The sequence below is a fragment of the Lysinibacillus sp. EB271-A1-10B genome, from assembly GCF_058791335.1.
In genome coordinates this window covers 13,347-30,556 of the sequence record NZ_JBYTDL010000013.1, presented here as the reverse complement: position 1 = coordinate 30,556, position 17,210 = coordinate 13,347, and the positions used below count along the sequence as shown (strand labels likewise).

The window sequence follows — 17,210 nt, the reverse complement described above, 5'->3', positions numbered from 1 at the left end:
TTTAATAATGAGTAATCACGCAATTGTAATTGTTTGTTCTTTTCCTTAATTATAGAAGTATATATTCTTATGGAATATACAAAGATAATCATTAATTTTTCATTAAAAAATTGAATAGAGGGATAGAGTTAGATGTTTAAAAGATATGTTTGTGTAAAGCAGCATGATCAAAAGGATTGTGGAATTGCTTGTTTATCTACAATTTCAAAGCAACATGGATTAAAAATTCCTATTTCTAAATTAAGAGAAGTAGCAGGAACAGATAAACAAGGTACGAATGTTCTTGGTTTAATAAAAGCAGCTGAAGAACTAGGTTTTACTGCAAAAGCAGTTAAAGGAGATGCTAATGCTATTTTCCAGGAGTTCCCGTTACCGGCAATAGCGCATTGTATTATGGATGGTAAATTATTGCATTATATGGTTGTACATAAAATTACTCAAAAAGAAGTAATTATTGCCGATCCTGCAAAAGGAATTGTGAAATATACACCTGAAGAGTTCTTGCAAATATGGACAGGCGTTCTCATACTACTTGTACCATCAGTCAAATTTGAAAGAGGTGATGAAACACAAGGTCTTTTTACACGTTTCTTTCATCTACTAAAACCACAAAAATGGCTATTCTTTCAAATATTTATTAGCTCTATTTTATATACATTACTTGGTATTGCAGGTGCATTTTATTTTCAATTACTAATTGACGATATTCTTGTTTTTAATTTAGAAAAGTCATTACATATTATTTCTTTAGGCATACTTTTACTTTATACATTTCAAATTATACTGGATGCATTTCGTAACTACCTTTTGTTACATATTAGTCAAAAGTTCGATATTTCACTTATTCTAAGTTATTACAGCCATGTTATAAATTTACCTATGAATTTTTTCAGTACAAGAAAGGTGGGGGAAATTATCTCTCGAATAATGGATGCGTCTAAAGTTCGGGAGGCATTATCAGGAGCAACTTTAACAATTGTATTAGATACCATGATGGTAATAGTAGGGGCTTTTATACTGTATACCCAAAGCGCCTTTTTATTTGGAATAACGCTGATTATGGTTCCTATTTATATCTTGATCGTATGGGTATTTAAAAAAGCCTATGAAAATATTAATCGTAGGGAAATGGAAGAAAATGCACAACTAAATGCCTATCTTGTAGAATCTCTTAATGGAGTAGAAACTATTAAAGCTTATAATGCTGAAAAGGTAACAAACGCTGAGCTTGAAAAACGCTTTATTAAGTTTTTAAAAAGTATTTTTAAGCATGGCTTAATTGATAATTATCAAAACGCCTTGAAGAATTATTTAGGTCTAGCAAGTGGAACGGTCATATTGTGGGTAGGGTCATATCAAGTTTTAAAGGGTGAGATGACAGCGGGGCAGTTAATAGCTTTTAATGCATTATTAGCCTATTTCTTATCGCCATTACAAAACTTAGTTAACTTACAGCCAATGCTTCAATCTGCTATTGTTGCTTCTCAAAGATTAGGAGAAATACTTGATTTAGAAACAGAAGAAGAGAAGCATAAAGGAAAAAGGATAACTCCTCAACATTTAAAAGGCGATATAGATATTCGAAATCTTGATTTTAGGTATGGCACAAGAAGTCTAATCTTAAAAGATGTGAACCTTTCTATTGGCCAGGGGGAAAAAGTAGCATTTGTTGGTGAAAGCGGCTCCGGTAAGACTACTTTAGCAAAGCTTCTTTTAAACTTCTATCAACCTGAAAAAGGTGAGATTTTAATTAATGGTAATAATCTGCAGGATTTAGATTTTCATAAATTGCGTGAGAAAATTGCCTATGTTTCTCAAGAAAGTTTCTTTTTTAGTGGCACAATTGAAGAAAATTTATCATTGGGCACAGATAATGATGTGACACTTGAGGATATTGTGGATGCTGCAAAAATTGCGAAAGCCCATGATTTTATTAATACTCTACCTTTACGTTATAGTACGGTTCTTGAGGAAAATGCGTCCAATTTATCAGGCGGACAACGTCAACGTCTATCCATTACAAGAGCAATTTTAAAAAGACCAGATATTCTTATACTTGATGAGGCAACAAGTAACCTGGATTCCATCACGGAGAAAGCCATTTCGGAGACCATCGATGACTATTGTTCTGGAATTACTACTATTATTATAGCGCATAGATTAAGCACTATTAAGAAGTGCGATAAAATTTGTGTGATTGAACAAGGGCATATTATTGAATTAGGGACACATGAAGAATTAATGAATAGTAAAGGTAGATATTTTGAGCTTTGGAGAAATCAAATGGCTGGTGAAAATGAACAAATAGAGTTAGTTACTAGTTAAAAGGTGATAACAGATGAGAATAAAAATAAGTAATTTAAATGAATTAACTGATAGTCGTGAGATTTTAGAGTCCAAACCACATCCGTTCGTATCAATCTTTATTTCTATTTTGGTAATTATATTAATTTGTGCTTTAGCTTGGAGTTACTTTGGTGAGATAGATACTGTTGCCAAAGCGAATGGCATAGTACGTCCTAATGAAAAAGTGCACACAGTACAAGCGCCTATAATTGGAAAAGTTCAGGAACTATATATCAAAGAAGGTCAAAAAGTAAAAGAAGGAGAAGCGCTATTTTCCTTAGAACAAAAGGAAGTTTTAAAAGAACTAGAGAATAGAAAAGTGGAATTAGGACAAATCGAGGCAGAATTAATCCTTCTGAGCAAATATAAGATGAGTATTCAACAAAGAAAGAATCAATTCTCCAAGTCAGAGGAGAATGAATTAAAATATTTAAAATTGGTAGATCAATATATTGCGAACTATAAGCAGCTAGAAATAGACTTTCAAAGTAATTCTATTGATGTAGAACAGAAAAGAAATGCTTTAGAACAATCTAGTCAAAAGGCTGATATTAAAATACGTGAAAATGAGAGAACTTTCAAAAATGAAAAAACTAAGTATGGGGTAGAAAAAGGATTACTAGAGAATAAAATTAGTCAAATAACTTTTGATTTAGAAAGTGAGAGAAAACTAAAGAAATCAATTATTACTAAACAAAATCATTTAAAGCCAGATGATTCAGTACGTAATTCCCAATTAGCTAATTATCAAAAAAAGTTCGATCAATTAACTTTAATAATGAATGATAGCGAAAAAATATATAACAGATCTGTTGAATTAGGTGAGCGTTTTGTTCCTAGGGCTCAGATGGAGAGTGAAAAAACACAATATGAAAATGCCTCTTTAGAATTAGAGAAGTTCGTAAAAAATACCGTTTTAGACATTGATACAAATATCAAAACTTTGGAAAATCAACTTAAACAGGCAAAAACTGATTTGGAGAGCTTAGACAAAGTAACCGATTTAGTTATAAATAATGACGAGTTAAAACTAGAAAAGCAACATTTAGCTGAGAGTATACAAGATATAGACAGCCAAGAAGGCTTATTAAATGAAGGTATACAAGTATCACTGAAAAAGTTTGAACTAGATAAAACTGTAGAAATAAATAGTCTTATTGAAGAGGAAGAGAATAAGAAAAAAGCTATACAGGAAAACATTGAACAGCTTGAAATTACCTCAAATAAAGGTGTAGTTAAAGCATCTACTAGTGGAACAATCAATGTTATTAAAGAGATTAATGTTGGAGAATTTCTTCAAGCGGGAGAACCTATTTTATCCATTATTCCGGATCAAGAATCTCAATATAAAGTCACTTTAGCGGTAACCAATCAAGAAATAGGCAAAATAAAAGAGGGCGATAAGGTTAATTTTCACTTTACGGCTTTTCCAAAACAAAATTTTGGCTATTTATCAGGTGAAATTTCTTCAATTAGTCCGGATTCAGTGATTGGCGAAGATGGCTTGAGCTATTATACAGTGGAAGCGTCTCTTACAAGTAAAACACTTAGTAATAAAAAAGGGGAAAATGGAGAAGTTAAGGTAGGTATGACAGCGGAAGCGTCTGTCATTACAGATTCTAAAAAAATTCTTTATTATCTTTTAGAGAAAATAAATCTTATAGACTGAGGTATAAGTTATGCACTTAAAGTTTGTTGTACCTTATTTTTTTAGCATTCTATTATGTATGTTTTGCTTATCAACGACAGCTCAAGCAAAAGGAAAGGATACTATAGAAACGATTACTAAAGAAGAGGCGGTAGAATTAGCACTAAATAATCATGGAAATATAAAACTTTTAGAAGCGAAAATTAAGGCATTAAATTCGCAACACAAATATATCCAAGATGAATTGAAAGAGTTAGATAACGTTCATAATCCGACAACAAGTCGTCTCCCTACAGATTCTGAGTATTTTCTTAATCAGTATCCGGAATTTGACCAATTAGCCGATGAAGAGAAGAAGGCTATTGGACAATTAATTGTTACACAAATTTTGATTAATACATCACTGAATCAATTATTAGAAGGACAGGAGATTGCAAGAAATCACGAATTACAAGAAAAGATAAAATTGCAACGAGAAGAATTAAATAAGGCTGCTAAAGCAATAGATGCTGATAAAAATAAAAATACTATCGAAGTAGAACAAACAAGGGAAGCTATTAAGCATTATATTTCTCAAAAATATATTAACCTTTTATTACTTGATGCTGAAATTAAGCAAATAAAAAAAGAGATATCATATATTCAAGCTGATATCGGGAATTTTTTGATAATGCAAGAGCATGGAATAATGAGTAATAAAGATGTTGAGAAAAAGGAACGTGAAATTGAAAAATTAGACCAGCAGCTTAATGAAAAAGGAAGAGCCTATCATTTTTACTTAGAGGAGCTAAAACTAGAGATTGGGTTACCGTATAATCAGATGTTTCGTCTTCAATCAATCGATAAAAAAATCAATAAATTATCAATAATGGAGTTAGAGAGTAAAGTCGATAAAATGTTCAATGTTCGAAAATTAGAAGAAGATATCTTGTTAGCAGAGAAAAACTATAGTAGTACAGAATCTAAAAAGACAAATTTAAAAGATTATTACTATCAAACATGGCAAGTAGCTAAATATGAAAAGGAAAATCTGATAAAGGAAACAAAGGCTAAAATAAAAAAATTTTATTTTGAACAAGAAGAAATATTTTTGCATTTGAATGACTTGCAAAAAGCCAGAGAGTCTTTAATTGCAGATAAAAAAGATTTAGAAATACAATATAATGCTGGAGTGATTACTAGTATAGAAGTAGAGAAAATAGATCGAGATATTCAGCGAATTGAATCAGATATAAACATATATAAATACGAATACTATATTCTAAGAGAAAAGTATACGCAAGCATTAAACGGATATATAGAATAATTATGTATATAAAAATAGCATGTTAGGAAGTCATTTACTAACATGCTATTTGCATTTCCGATTAATGGACTTTAAGATGAGTTAAAAAAGGGGAATCGTCATGCCATATCAACAAGCTTTAGTGCGCTATATTACAGCTACAAATTCCCATGATTTCAATAACGTAAAAGAAACTTTGCATCCGCAAGCAGTGTATTGGTTTACCAATAAAACATGCACAACAGTAGATGAAATAGGAACTTATTTCAACAATGCGTGGGAATTGATAAAAGAAGAAGTATACTCGGCTACCGATGTACAGTGGCTCACAGTTGATGAACAATCAGCTACCTGTATTTATACATACCATTATGAAGGCTATCATAACGGAAAGTTTGTATCAGGTAGCGGAAGGGCAACGAATATTTTTACTGTTCTAAACAATGAATGGAAGTTAATTCATGAACATTTAAGTAGTTAAATTATTTTTATTGCTACTTGAATAAGTAGTAATGAAATGATAATTATTAGCAGTGTTTTAGCTATTCTTATCGGAACTTTCGGTAGAATAAAAAGTCCGAGTTGAGAGCCGATAATGGAGCCAATTGCCATCGCAATTGCGTAATGCCATTGAATAAAGCCAGTCTGGTAAAAAACTAAAAATGCTCCTGTACAGCTCCCAAATATAAGTACGCGTGTGAGCTGTACAGCCTTTATATAGGAGTAATGGTAGGGAAAAAAATGTAGTATGCTGAAAGTTGAAGAGCCAGGTCCAAAGCCACCATCATAAACCGCGATTAAAAGTGGCTGCCATAATTTATCGCTGTGCTTAGTGTCATCTTCTTCTGAACTAACAGTCCATTCTTTATTTTTCAACGTTATAAATAAGGCGAAAAAAAGTAGAATACATGCAATAATATTCATCGTTTTTTCTGAGATGGATACTGTTAGGAGTGCACCACAAATTCCTCCGGCAAAAGCTACAGCAACATATTTCATAATAGAGGCTAGTCGAAGTTCCTTATGGTAAAGAAGATAAAAGATACTCGACAACGCTGCAATGCCCGATGAAAACTTATTCGTAGCAATGCTTGTTTGAATAGGTATGCCAACAAGCATCATGGCCGGGATCGTAATAAGCCCAGCGCCCCCAGCAAGGGTACCGATAAAAGCGGCAATAATTCCAATACTGACGAGGGTCAGTGAAAGCTTCGTATAAAAAAGTCCCATTACGATGGCAATAGTCACAATCAAAATAAAAGATTTTTTCATAAGCGGCTCCTTTAGCGTTATTAGTTAAAGGGTACTGGTAAATAATTTATAAATCTAATATATTATTTTTCGTTTTGTATAAATAAAATTTATAAATATAATCGGTACAATGGTCAGCCGATTTTTTCTCTTCCAAGCCCTTCAAATAGAACTGTAAATAGCTATGAATTCAGAGGTGAATGAAACTGATAAAAACAGAAGAAGAGTTAAAAAGCTTAATTGCTGCAGATGAATGGACGATGGACATTCTAAAAATTGTAGAAAAGCTCCAATTACCTGATTCATGGATATGTGCAGGATTTATTCGATCCAAGGTGTGGGATTATCTGCATGAAAAAGAATATAGAACGCCATTAGCTGATATTGATGTGATATATTTTGATAAAGTAAATCTCTCAGATAACTATGAGAAGCAACATGAACAAGAATTGACGAAGTATTTACCTGATGTGCCTTGGTCTGTGAAAAACCAAGCAAGAATGCATGTAGTAAATAACAGTGAGCCTTTCAATCATCTAATGATGGTATTGCGCATTTTCCAGAAATGCCAACAGCTATTGGAGTGAGGCTTTCTTATGGAAGACTTGAGATAGCTGCACCTCATGGTATTAAACACTTAGTTTTTGGAATTGTCGCTCCTACACCATATTTTCAAAAGGGCTCTCCGATGCATGAAGTTTATAAGGGTAGAATCCATAACAAACAGTGGGAATCAATTTGGACGAAACTACAGATTTTCTACTAAAATGAAGCGAAGGAGCTAAGGGATTTGTATCACGATAAACATCAAATAATCTCGCATTATGAAAGATCTATCGTATTTGTGAAAAGTTTAGCAGGCATAACTGAAGAACAATGGCGTACCCCTATAGAGCCTAGGAAATGGGCGGTTGCAGAGGTAATTGGACATCTTACACCCTGGGATGAATTTGTGTTAAATCAACGTTTACCGTTTCTTTTTACAGAGGAGAGCTTACCAAAAGGGCCAGATGTAGGAGAGATGAATGCTAGTGCAGCAAGGAATAGTCGTGCAAGAAGTAAAGATGAAACGATAGCTAATTTTATCCATCAGAGACATCAGCTAATAGATGCGCTTTATGAAATAGTGGATGAGCAATGGCAACAGCCTTTTACAATTGGTGCTTCTGAACTAACACTTTACAGTTATTTTGCTAGTTTAGTAGATCATGATCTACATCATTTTTCACAAATTCAAACAGTTTTAAAGAAGTAGGGGCTATAAAATGGATATCAAGCATTTAATCGATTACTATGCACATGCGTCTGTAAAATTTACGGATGTTTTTACGAATAAAATGGAGCCAGGTCAAGTAGACAAAGGTCGAACAACAGCCCCCGGGAAGTGTGGATTGGTTGTGCCACTTGCTGGTAGCGCTATATTTAGTTTTAACGGTACTCCTTATACAATGGAGCCGGGTATGGTCGTACATGCAGGACCACAAATGCCAATCGAAATTAAAGCTTCTAATGATAAAGGATGGGAGTATGCAGTTGTTCATTATCAACTTTCTACCGAAGAGTCAATTTTATATCCATTATCAACTCAGCACTTTTTAATCAATACAGGCTATCATACTAAAATTATTGACTATGTACAGCAGTTAATAGAAAGCCAAGCAATGCCAGGTAATATGTCAGTGCTAAAAGCAAAGACTCTATTTATGAATCTTTTGGAAGCTATTCTTATGTCGGCAAAAGTGAAGGTGCTCGATACGGCAAGTCACCAGATGGAACAAGCTTTACAGTATATACATGAGAATTATGCTACACAACTTTCTGTTTCGAAAATTGCTGAAGAATTTGGCGTGGAGCGTCGTAAGTTTGCCTATCTGTTTGAACAGCATACAGGGATGAATCCTAGCGTCTACTTAACGGAATATCGTATTCGACGGTCAAAGGAGTTACTGAAATATGACGATTCGCCAGTAGCGGAAATAGCAGAATGTGTAGGTTATATAGACTGCTTTTATTTCAGTCGAGTATTTAAAAAATGTACTGGAATGTCGCCGACAACATATCGAAAAACAATGCTTGAGGAAGCTAAATACTTATAAAAAAGTTGTTTCTTTAAAAAGAAGCAGCTTTTTTTGTGCTCGGGAATCGGCAAAAGTCCATGTGATTCGTGAAATCGTCCATTCACATCTGTTTTCCACTTTGTTAGGATAGTATCCGTAAATGATAATAGATATCAATTAAAAAATAAATACTATTGACTTATAAATGAAAATGATTATCATTATCAATATAATCAAGTTCGTTAGGAGAGAATATCGATGAATAAATATTTTAAAATGTGTGCACCTGCTCTATTAGCTCTATCTTTGGCTGCGTGTGGAACGGATAAAGCAGAAGAGTCATCAACATCTACAAATAATGCAGCAGAAACTAGTGCAACAGAAACGCAAACAAATGAAGCGAAAACACAAACGATTACATATTTAGGCGAAAAATATGAAATTGCTACAGATGTCAAAAACATAGTAGCTGCAAGCTTAGAATCTATGGAAGATGCGGCAATGCTCGGTATCAAGCCAGTTGGTGTGCTTGATATAGGTGGGAAAATTCCAGCATATCTTGCTTCTGAATTAGAAGGTGCTGAGCTTGTTGGGAATAAAATGACACCGAATACGGAAGCCATTCTTCAACTGGATCCAGATGTTATTTTAGGTTCCTCAAAATACCCTGAGGAAATGGCTGAAAAGCTTAAAAAAATTCAAACGATGATTCCGTATTCTCATGTCTCTACAAATTGGAAAGAGAACTTAACGTTACTTGCACAGCTTACAGGTAAAGAAGATGAGGCAAAAAAAATCATTGCAGATTATGAAGCGAAGGTTGCTGACTCCCAAGTGAAATCTAAAGAGCAATTAGCGGACAAGCAAATTCTAGTTATTCGAGTACGTGGTGGCATCATGTATATCTATCCTGCGGGAGTTTACTTAAACCCTGTTTTATATGAAGATTTAGGTGCTCCAATACCAGAGATTTTAAAAACGGCAAAGGCACAGGCTGAACTATCTCTTGAAACATTAGCCGAGGTTAATCCTGATGCTATTTTCCTTCAATTCGAGGAATCAGAAAATGCTGACGCACCAAAAGCGTTAGAAGAGCTACAAAAAAATCCAATCTTTACAAGCTTAAAGGCATCACAAAATAATCAAATTTTCGTGAATGCCATTGAACCTTTAGCACAAGGTGGTACTGCATGGTCTAAGGTGAAATTCTTAGATATCGCAGCTGAAAAATTACTTAAATAGTATAAAGAGGCTGGTAGTAGATTTGGTGGTATCACCAGGCTATTACCAGCCTTTTATAGGTTAGAGGAACTCAGTCTAAGAACGCCACGTCCTGTGGCAACGACTGAGTGACCAACATCATGTTGCTGCCGCTGCGTTATCACTACGCTTTCGCACAGAAAACATTTGTTGGCCCAACGCCTCTGGACGCATTGTTTATCCGCGCGACAGCGGCAAATGTTTACTGTAGCGATAGCTACAATTACGTCGAGGCATAAATTGATATAGAAAAAGGTGCGGAAGTTGAAAAAAACAAACATTGTAGCATTTTCAATATTAGCAGCTTCTCCATTCCTAATTGCGATTGTGGCATTAGTCTCCGTTATGTACGGCACAAAAGACATTAGCGCAATAACGGCGTGGCAGGCGATTACTGCATTTGACCCTTCGAATGTGGACCACCAAATTATACGAACAGGACGTATTCCTAGAATTGCAGCGGTTTTACTGGTGGGAGCATTTTTAGCAGTAGCTGGTGCAGTGATGCAAGGTATTACACGGAATTATTTAGCGTCTCCATCATTAATGGGCGTGAATGATGGGTCTGCATTTGTGATCACGTTAGCAATCGTATTTTTTCCAGAGCTTCCTAATTACCAAATGATTTTACTTTCTATGCTCGGTTCAGCATTAGGCGCAGGAATTGTATTTGGTTTTGGCTCTTTAATTCGCAATGGTTTATCACCAGTAAGGCTTGCCATTATTGGTACGGTCATTGGTACGTTTTTAAGCAGTATTGCTACAGCTATTGCGATGTATTTCCAAGTATCACAAACGGTAAGTGTTTGGTATAACACAAAAGTCCATATGGTAGATATGGATATGCTCATGCTATCGATTCCATTTGGGTTAGTTGGTTTAGTGCTTGCATTATTATCAGCTAAGGCCATTACGATCACTTCATTAGGAGAAGATATCGCTATTGGACTTGGGCAAAAGACAAAAGCCGTAAAAATTATTAGTATGCTTGCCGTTGTATGTTTAACAGGAACGGCTGTCGCACTTGTAGGAAAGATTGCCTTTGTAGGGTTAGTTATTCCTCATATTACACGTTTCCTTGTTGGCGTAGATTACCGCTTTATCATTCCGTGTGGAGCTGTAGTAGGTGCGTTTTTCTTAGCGCTTTGTGATGTGCTCAGTCGCTTTGTTAATTACCCATTCGAAACTCCAATCGGCGTCTTAACGGCATTGGTTGGTGTCCCATTCTTCTTATATTTAGTTCGTAAACACGGAGGTGAAAAACGTGCGTAAAAAAACCTCAAGTGTATTCGTGATGACTGTTTCAATATTGGTGTTATTAATTTTTGGTGCAAGCTATCTCCATCTTACAAATGGTGTCTTTGATATGTCGGTGATGGATGTCTTAAAAACATTGCTACGAATTGAGCCGAACCCCAAATTTGATCTTGTCATTTTTGAATTCCGATTACCACGTATTGTCATAGCAGCATTAGTCGGTGTTGGCTTAGGAATGGCAGGGGTTGTGCTACAAGGTATTACGCGTAATGGCTTAGCAGACCCTGGGATTCTAGGGATCAATGCTGGTGCTGGTGCAGCAGTAGTCATATTTATGTTTTTCTTTCAATTACATCTTACATCTGCAGATATGAGTAGTTGGCTATCTATTTTGATGATGCCGATTTTTGGGTTTATCGGTGGTGCGATGGCCGCTGTATTAATTTTCTCATTTGCCCTAAAAAATGGTCATTTAGATATGCAACGGCTAATTTTAACAGGGATTGCGATTAATAGTGGCTTTGGGGCATTGTCATTATTTTTATCATTGAAAATGAATGCTCAAGATTTTGAAGCTGCTGCAGTTTGGATGGCAGGCTCCATTTATAATGCAAACTGGATTTTTGTTGTGACTATGCTACCGTGGCTTATTTTATTAGGCTTTTACGTTTATCGGAAATCATATTTGCTCGATTATTTCCAATTAGAAGAGGATAGTATTACTAGCTTAGGGATAGCGGTAGAAAAAGAGAAAATGAAGCTGTTATTGGCGAGCGTTGGCTTAGTCAGTGCCTGTGTATCTGTATCAGGTAGTATCGGTTTTATTGGATTAATGGCACCACATATTGCTAAACAGCTCGTAGGTATACAACATCGTTACGTCATGCCAGTAAGTGCATTAATAGGTGCGGGATTGCTTATTGCAGCTGATTTTATAGGAAAAACAGTATTTGCGCCGTCTGAGCTAGCAGTTGGTATTGTTGTCTCGATTATCGGGATTCCGTATTTCTTATATTTACTAGTGAAATCGAAGGCATAGGGGGAAATCGTATGCAAACGGCATTTAGAATGGAAAATTTGGCTTCAGGCTATGAACAAATTCGTGTGTTTGAAGGCTTAAATTTAACAATAGAAGAAGGAAAGATTACGACTATTATAGGCCCCAATGGATGTGGGAAATCTACACTTTTAAAAACGATTGGTCGTATATTAAAGAAGCAGCAGGGGACGGTTTATTTACAGGACCAAAACATGCAAAATTTATCGACGAAAGACATTGCGAAAAAGCTAGCTATTTTATCACAGACGCCTATTGCACCAGGTCAGTTAAAGGTTGAGGAGCTCATAGCTTATGGTCGTTATCCACATCGAAATAATGTGAATCGCTTAACAAAAAAAGATGAGGAAATGATTGAATGGGCTTTAAATGTGACAAATACGATGGAGTACCGAGATCGAGAGCTTGCTCAGCTTTCTGGAGGTCAACGCCAACGTGTATGGCTTGCAATGGCCTTAGCCCAAGAAACGAGTATTCTGCTGTTGGACGAACCGACAACTTATTTAGATATGGCACATCAGTTAGAGGTGCTAGAAATTGTGAAAAACTTAAATGAACGGCATCGTTGTACGATTGTTATGGTATTGCACGACATTAATCACGCGGCGCGATATTCTGATCATTTAATCGCAATGCGACAAGGGGCAGTAATGAAAACTGGAACACCTGAGGAAATTTTATGTGCAGATGTTATGCGTAACGTATTCAATATTAACGCACGTATTATGCAAGATCCAGTTACGAAAACACCCGTATGTTACGGCTATGATGTTATGAAGGAGACCGACAAATGATTGAGGAGAAAGCACTTGATTATGTGACGCAAGAAATTGTATCGAAGTTTACGGATTATACGTATACGGTAAATATCTATGTACCGAATGGAGAAATACCGGAAGGAGGTTTTCCAGTCTTATACGTATTAGATGGATCGTCCTATTTCCATCTTGTTAAGGAAGCGGTCCGTCTACAAAGTCGCAATGCACCTAAAACGGGTATTTTGCCAACTATTGTTGTTGGCATTGGGCATGGTGCGGATATGCATGAACGAAGATTTTATGACTTTACAGGACAAGCCGAAACGTATACGTATCCTGCAAGATTTAAAGGAAAGGGCTATGAGAAACATGGAGGAGCTGAAAACTTCAGTACATTTTTAGAGGAGGAATTAAAGCCAAGTATTCAGGCTCAATTCCCTGTAAATATGCTGCAGCAATCACTGTTCGGGCATTCATTAGCGGGCTACTTTGTGCTTTGGCAATTATTCCATCATCAAGCAGCCTTCCAACGTTATATAGCGATTAGTCCTTCTGTTTGGTGGAATGAGCATGAACTATTCAGTTATGCTTCAAAATTTATAAATGAGCGTCCATTTGCGTATGAAAAATTATTCATCGGCGTAGGGGAACTTGAAACCTTTATGGTGGATGATGCGCAACAAATTGCGAGCGATTTAGGGGGAATTATGGACATAGCGTTTTATGAAGCGTTGGAGGAAAATCATGCATCAGTCGTCCCAACGGTAATGAGTAAAGCCATTCGTTTTGTGAATAAAAACTAATAGTACAAACCGCATTATCTTCTGATGATGCGGTTTGTTTTTGGTTAAAAATAAAATATAATGTATTTTTAACCAAAAAGGAGTGTTGGTATATGAACATTATTTTAGCGCAGGCAAAGGATGCATCAGCAATTCATGACGTTATGCTACAAGCCTTTAACTACTTTCAGCGCGTGTCCAAACATCCGCTGAAAGTAGTTAAAGCCTCCAGCGGATGTCACGGAATCGGAAAGGAGTGCTTAGGGGATGTTAGCCTAAAACCATCGCATCCATGCGATAACGGCTAACTGACCTGCATCGGTAATAACGCCACGTCCTGTGGCACTACCGAAATGACCGACATCGTGTCGGCCCTCGTGCAGGCCTAAGCACAAAGCCGATTCCGGACGCAATTATGCCGAGGCATAATTGATAGAGTATGAACATGCAACCCCACCATCAAGTGCACTAAGTGAAACAATTGAATCGATTGAACAGGTGATGAAAAATGGAGAGCATGCCTTTATCGGATATATCGATGAGCAACCAGTTGCGATGGTAAGATTTACACTTAGTGCTCAAAGAATTTATTTTTTTAGATTATCCGTAATTCCAGAAAAGCAAGGACGAGGATTAGCTAAAGCATTAATTGAAGAGCTTGAACAATTCGCATGTACGAAAGGAAAAATGATTAGCGAATGTAAAGTACGAATGAGCGTACCAAGAAATATTGAGTTATATCGCTCATTAGGTTATGTTGTCACAAAAGAGGACAAAGAAGAAAATCGTAACGTTTTCTCTCTTTCTGTAGCGACAATGGAAAAACAGCTTACTAATTAGGAGGACTGCACTTGAAGAAAAAACTTGGCTGTTTACATGCACATCATTCAAATATTGAATATATCGAACGGGCATTTCAAAATATGGAGAAAGTAGAACTAATCCATTTTGTGGATCCAGGTCTTATCCATCAAGTTTCAAAAGGAACTGAAGGGTTAGCCTTTAAGGTTAAAGAACAACTTAAATGGATGGAAAGCTGTAATATAGATGTCATTCTAATAACGTGTACGAATTATATTGCGTTGTTAGAGGGAGAATTTCTAGAACTTTCTATTCCCATTATTAAAATAGACGAGCCCTTCTTTGAAGCAATATGTGAAGAAGAACGGCCTCAAACGATACTTTTTACAAATCCTAAAACCGTAGAAGGGACGATGGACAGACTTTATCAATACGCCTTACTACATGAGAAATCCAATAATGCTGAAGTGAAAGTTATCGACAATAAGTTTGAATTGATTATTCAAGGAAAAAAGGATGCGTATAATAACGCTATTATACAAGCTCTTCATGATGTAGCAGGGGAACTGCGGCATCTTTCAGTTGCACAGCTTTCAATGGTTGAGGCTGCGCGGCAATTCGAAAAAGAGTCATCGTTAACGATTATTCATCCTCTAAAGTCGTTAGTTAAATATGTGATGAGGTTTATAGAATAATAGGTTGAACTAGAGAATGCATTTTCTGAATAATCTGTAACAATGTGAGTAGAAAAATCGTTTCATAGGAAAGAACCATGCTTATAAAGGGGGGATGAAGTGAGGCGATGTATAGTTTTGTTTTCAGTGTTGTTGTTTTTAGTAGGCTGTACAATGAATGGGAAAGCAGTTGCTCTGCCAGATGATTTGCCTGACTTTGTGCAAGAAAGTGATTTTAAATCAATTGATTGGGACAAAAAGGCTGTTGAATTTGGAGACAGAGGTATTATTGGTAACTCAAATAAATCGGGTGTTATTGGAGTCGGTATGCAAAGTTTAAACACTCAAAAATGGATGTGGCATATTTGGGGGATTGAAGAAGGACGTGATAATCAATTAACGATTGTCGGGTATCACAAAGATTCTAACACCATACATCCGCTTTTATTAAATGGATGGAATATAGGACTTAGTGGATCTGTTAATGGTGCAGATGCACATGCACCTTCAAATGTGAAGATCCCGAAATCTGGGGACTGGGCAATTTTACTTTATACGAATGGGAGCTATTTTGATACGTTAATTTATGATATTACTGAATAAAAAGTTGATATTCCATATAATGTAACCCTCATTTTGTAAGCTAAAATCCTTACAAAATGAGGGTTTTACTTAGAAGAACAAATGTGAATAGCGTGAAAAATATAATATTGGTAATATGAAAAGTAAGAACACAGAAATGGAGGATAGCTACATGACCGATTTACGATACCCAATTGGACAATTTCAATTTCCGGAAGTAGTGACAGCGCAGCAAATAAAGGAATGGATAGAGGATATTCGTCTCTTACCGACACAACTAGCAGAGGCGCTTAACGGAGCAAATGAACAATCCTTCATAAAATCCTACCGAGAAAATGGCTGGACGATTACGCAGCTTGTCCATCATATTGCAGATAGTCATATGAATAGCTATATCCGTTTTAAGCTAGCTTTAACAGAGGATACTCCGACAATTAAACCTTATAACGAAGTGGAATGGGCACAGCTTCCGGATTCGGAAATACCTGTTTCGACATCTTATAAATTGATTGAGGGCTTACATGCACGCTGGGTTTATTTGCTGGAAAGCCTAACAGCAGAGCAAATACAACGAGCGTTTAATCATCCTGATTCAGGATTAATGACGCTTGAAAAAGCTCTAGCCTTATATGCTTGGCACGGGAAGCATCATCTTGTTCATATTCAGATTGCTTTGGCGAATTAATAATTATATTTTTAGAATGAAAAGTAGGCGATTTTTAAAATCACCTACTTTTGAAATTGTTTTTCAAGTAAATATCGTATGTTACACGGATTATGGTGCTATATGGTAGATTTAACCTAAATTACGAACATAATTATCTTTTATACAATATTAATTCCTGCACTTGCGTTACCAGCAAGAGTAGCAGCAACTCCTGTAGTAGTCATGGAGAACACCATTAGTAAACGATCACCAGTATTTACTGGCACTGAAACGTCTGCATTACCACTTGCAATCGTACCTACTAATAAAGCTACTAATGGTAAATTTGGTACTAGGTCAACGAATGCTGCAGTAGGACTGAAAACATTGCTTCCCGGAACTGCGCGGTAAATTTGTGCTCTGACTGTTGCTGTTCCTGTTAGGGTTAAAGCGGCAGTTGCTGCGATTGTTGCAGAAATAGATGTAATAGTGCCAGGACGTGGAACCGTAAAAGCTTCTGTGACAGCACTAGATGTTAGATCTATATTAATGCCAGCAAGTATTATCCCTGGAACAGCTGTACCGAATCCTACAAGACTTACAGAAGCAATTAAACCAGAACCAGCAGTTACTAAAGCAACAGGAGTTATTCCTGATGAAAATGGGATAATTGAGCCTGTTGGTGCTGGTGTAGTAATACATGCAGCGTCGACCGCTAAGAAAGGTCCAAAATTTTCACATTCATTATTATTAGAAGAGCAGCCACACATAGAATTATTCATACACATTTTTACACCCCCTTTCTT

The 17,210-nt window shown here is 36.1% G+C and carries 18 protein-coding genes and 1 pseudogene; 17 read left to right on the top strand and 2 right to left on the bottom strand.

From position 1 onward, the window contains the following. Positions 1-132: 132 nt before the first annotated feature. The 4 genes from AC3WSK_RS16470 to AC3WSK_RS16455 all read left to right on the top strand — a co-directional run bounded on the left by AC3WSK_RS16470 (position 133) and on the right by AC3WSK_RS16455 (position 5,760). A complete protein-coding gene (locus tag AC3WSK_RS16470; protein ID WP_492414238.1) occupies positions 133-2,325 on the top strand; it encodes a peptidase domain-containing ABC transporter in 2,193 nt (730 codons plus the stop codon). A gap of 13 nt (positions 2,326-2,338) precedes the next feature. Further along, positions 2,339-4,015, top strand: coding sequence for a beta-barrel domain-containing protein (locus AC3WSK_RS16465; protein WP_492414237.1), 1,677 nt, complete (start codon positions 2,339-2,341; stop codon positions 4,013-4,015). A 10-nt stretch (positions 4,016-4,025) separates the two neighbouring features. Continuing rightward, the gene (locus AC3WSK_RS16460; RefSeq protein WP_492414236.1) at positions 4,026-5,300 is read left to right on the top strand and encodes a TolC family protein; all 1,275 of its coding nucleotides are present in this window, start codon (positions 4,026-4,028) and stop codon (positions 5,298-5,300) included. Between the two features lie 100 nt (positions 5,301-5,400). Further along, the gene (locus AC3WSK_RS16455; RefSeq protein WP_492414235.1) at positions 5,401-5,760 is read left to right on the top strand and encodes a YybH family protein; all 360 of its coding nucleotides are present in this window, start codon (positions 5,401-5,403) and stop codon (positions 5,758-5,760) included. Here AC3WSK_RS16455 and AC3WSK_RS16450 read toward each other — a convergent pair. Beyond that, positions 5,757-6,551: a sulfite exporter TauE/SafE family protein gene (locus tag AC3WSK_RS16450; RefSeq protein WP_492414234.1), complete on the bottom strand. Its 795-nt coding sequence runs from the start codon at positions 6,549-6,551 to the stop codon at positions 5,757-5,759. The genes AC3WSK_RS16455 and AC3WSK_RS16450 overlap by 4 nt on opposite strands. A 179-nt stretch (positions 6,552-6,730) precedes the next feature. Here AC3WSK_RS16450 and AC3WSK_RS16445 point away from each other — a divergent pair. The 13 genes and pseudogenes from AC3WSK_RS16445 to AC3WSK_RS16385 all read left to right on the top strand — a co-directional run bounded on the left by AC3WSK_RS16445 (position 6,731) and on the right by AC3WSK_RS16385 (position 16,443). Beyond that, positions 6,731-7,296, top strand: a pseudogene (locus AC3WSK_RS16445) (nucleotidyltransferase family protein). Between the two features lie 24 nt (positions 7,297-7,320). Next, positions 7,321-7,785, top strand: coding sequence for a DinB family protein (locus AC3WSK_RS16440; RefSeq protein WP_492414233.1), 465 nt, complete (start codon positions 7,321-7,323; stop codon positions 7,783-7,785). A gap of 10 nt (positions 7,786-7,795) precedes the next feature. Further along, the gene (locus AC3WSK_RS16435) at positions 7,796-8,626 is read left to right on the top strand and encodes an AraC family transcriptional regulator (RefSeq protein WP_079562181.1); all 831 of its coding nucleotides are present in this window, start codon (positions 7,796-7,798) and stop codon (positions 8,624-8,626) included. Between the two features lie 219 nt (positions 8,627-8,845). Beyond that, a complete protein-coding gene (locus tag AC3WSK_RS16430) occupies positions 8,846-9,829 on the top strand; it encodes an ABC transporter substrate-binding protein (RefSeq protein ID WP_079562182.1) in 984 nt (327 codons plus the stop codon). Between the two features lie 282 nt (positions 9,830-10,111). Next, complete coding sequence (locus tag AC3WSK_RS16425) at positions 10,112-11,119, top strand: FecCD family ABC transporter permease (protein ID WP_492414232.1); 1,008 nt, start codon at positions 10,112-10,114, stop codon at positions 11,117-11,119. Next, entirely contained in the window at positions 11,112-12,143 is a 1,032-nt protein-coding gene (locus AC3WSK_RS16420; RefSeq protein ID WP_276207762.1) for a FecCD family ABC transporter permease, read from the top strand. Before AC3WSK_RS16425 ends, AC3WSK_RS16420 begins: the two co-directional genes overlap by 8 nt. A gap of 11 nt (positions 12,144-12,154) precedes the next feature. Continuing rightward, the gene (locus tag AC3WSK_RS16415; protein WP_079562184.1) at positions 12,155-12,955 is read left to right on the top strand and encodes an ABC transporter ATP-binding protein; all 801 of its coding nucleotides are present in this window, start codon (positions 12,155-12,157) and stop codon (positions 12,953-12,955) included. Beyond that, on the top strand, positions 12,952-13,722 hold the full coding sequence (locus tag AC3WSK_RS16410; protein ID WP_492414231.1) for an alpha/beta hydrolase: 771 nt from the start codon (positions 12,952-12,954) through the stop codon (positions 13,720-13,722). The genes AC3WSK_RS16415 and AC3WSK_RS16410 overlap by 4 nt, the downstream gene beginning before the upstream one ends. 92 nt (positions 13,723-13,814) lie before the next feature. After that, positions 13,815-14,009 (top strand): hypothetical protein, encoded by a 195-nt coding sequence (locus AC3WSK_RS16405; RefSeq protein WP_492414230.1) that lies wholly within the window; start codon positions 13,815-13,817, stop codon positions 14,007-14,009. 121 nt (positions 14,010-14,130) lie between these two features. Then, entirely contained in the window at positions 14,131-14,541 is a 411-nt protein-coding gene (locus AC3WSK_RS16400) for a GNAT family N-acetyltransferase (RefSeq protein WP_492414229.1), read from the top strand. Between the two features lie 5 nt (positions 14,542-14,546). Then, the gene (locus AC3WSK_RS16395; protein WP_492414276.1) at positions 14,547-15,197 is read left to right on the top strand and encodes a hypothetical protein; all 651 of its coding nucleotides are present in this window, start codon (positions 14,547-14,549) and stop codon (positions 15,195-15,197) included. Between the two features lie 99 nt (positions 15,198-15,296). After that, on the top strand, positions 15,297-15,779 hold the full coding sequence (locus AC3WSK_RS16390) for a DUF4871 domain-containing protein (RefSeq protein WP_492414228.1): 483 nt from the start codon (positions 15,297-15,299) through the stop codon (positions 15,777-15,779). A gap of 151 nt (positions 15,780-15,930) precedes the next feature. After that, positions 15,931-16,443 carry a YfiT family bacillithiol transferase gene (locus tag AC3WSK_RS16385; RefSeq protein ID WP_492414227.1) on the top strand — a complete coding sequence of 171 codons (513 nt, stop codon included), beginning with the start codon at positions 15,931-15,933 and terminating at the stop codon, positions 16,441-16,443. Positions 16,444-16,583: 140 nt separating this feature from the next. On the opposite strand, the gene AC3WSK_RS16380 is transcribed toward AC3WSK_RS16385, so the two are convergent. After that, positions 16,584-17,192: an exosporium glycoprotein BclB-related protein gene (locus AC3WSK_RS16380; protein ID WP_079562188.1), complete on the bottom strand. Its 609-nt coding sequence runs from the start codon at positions 17,190-17,192 to the stop codon at positions 16,584-16,586. Positions 17,193-17,210 lie beyond the last annotated feature (18 nt).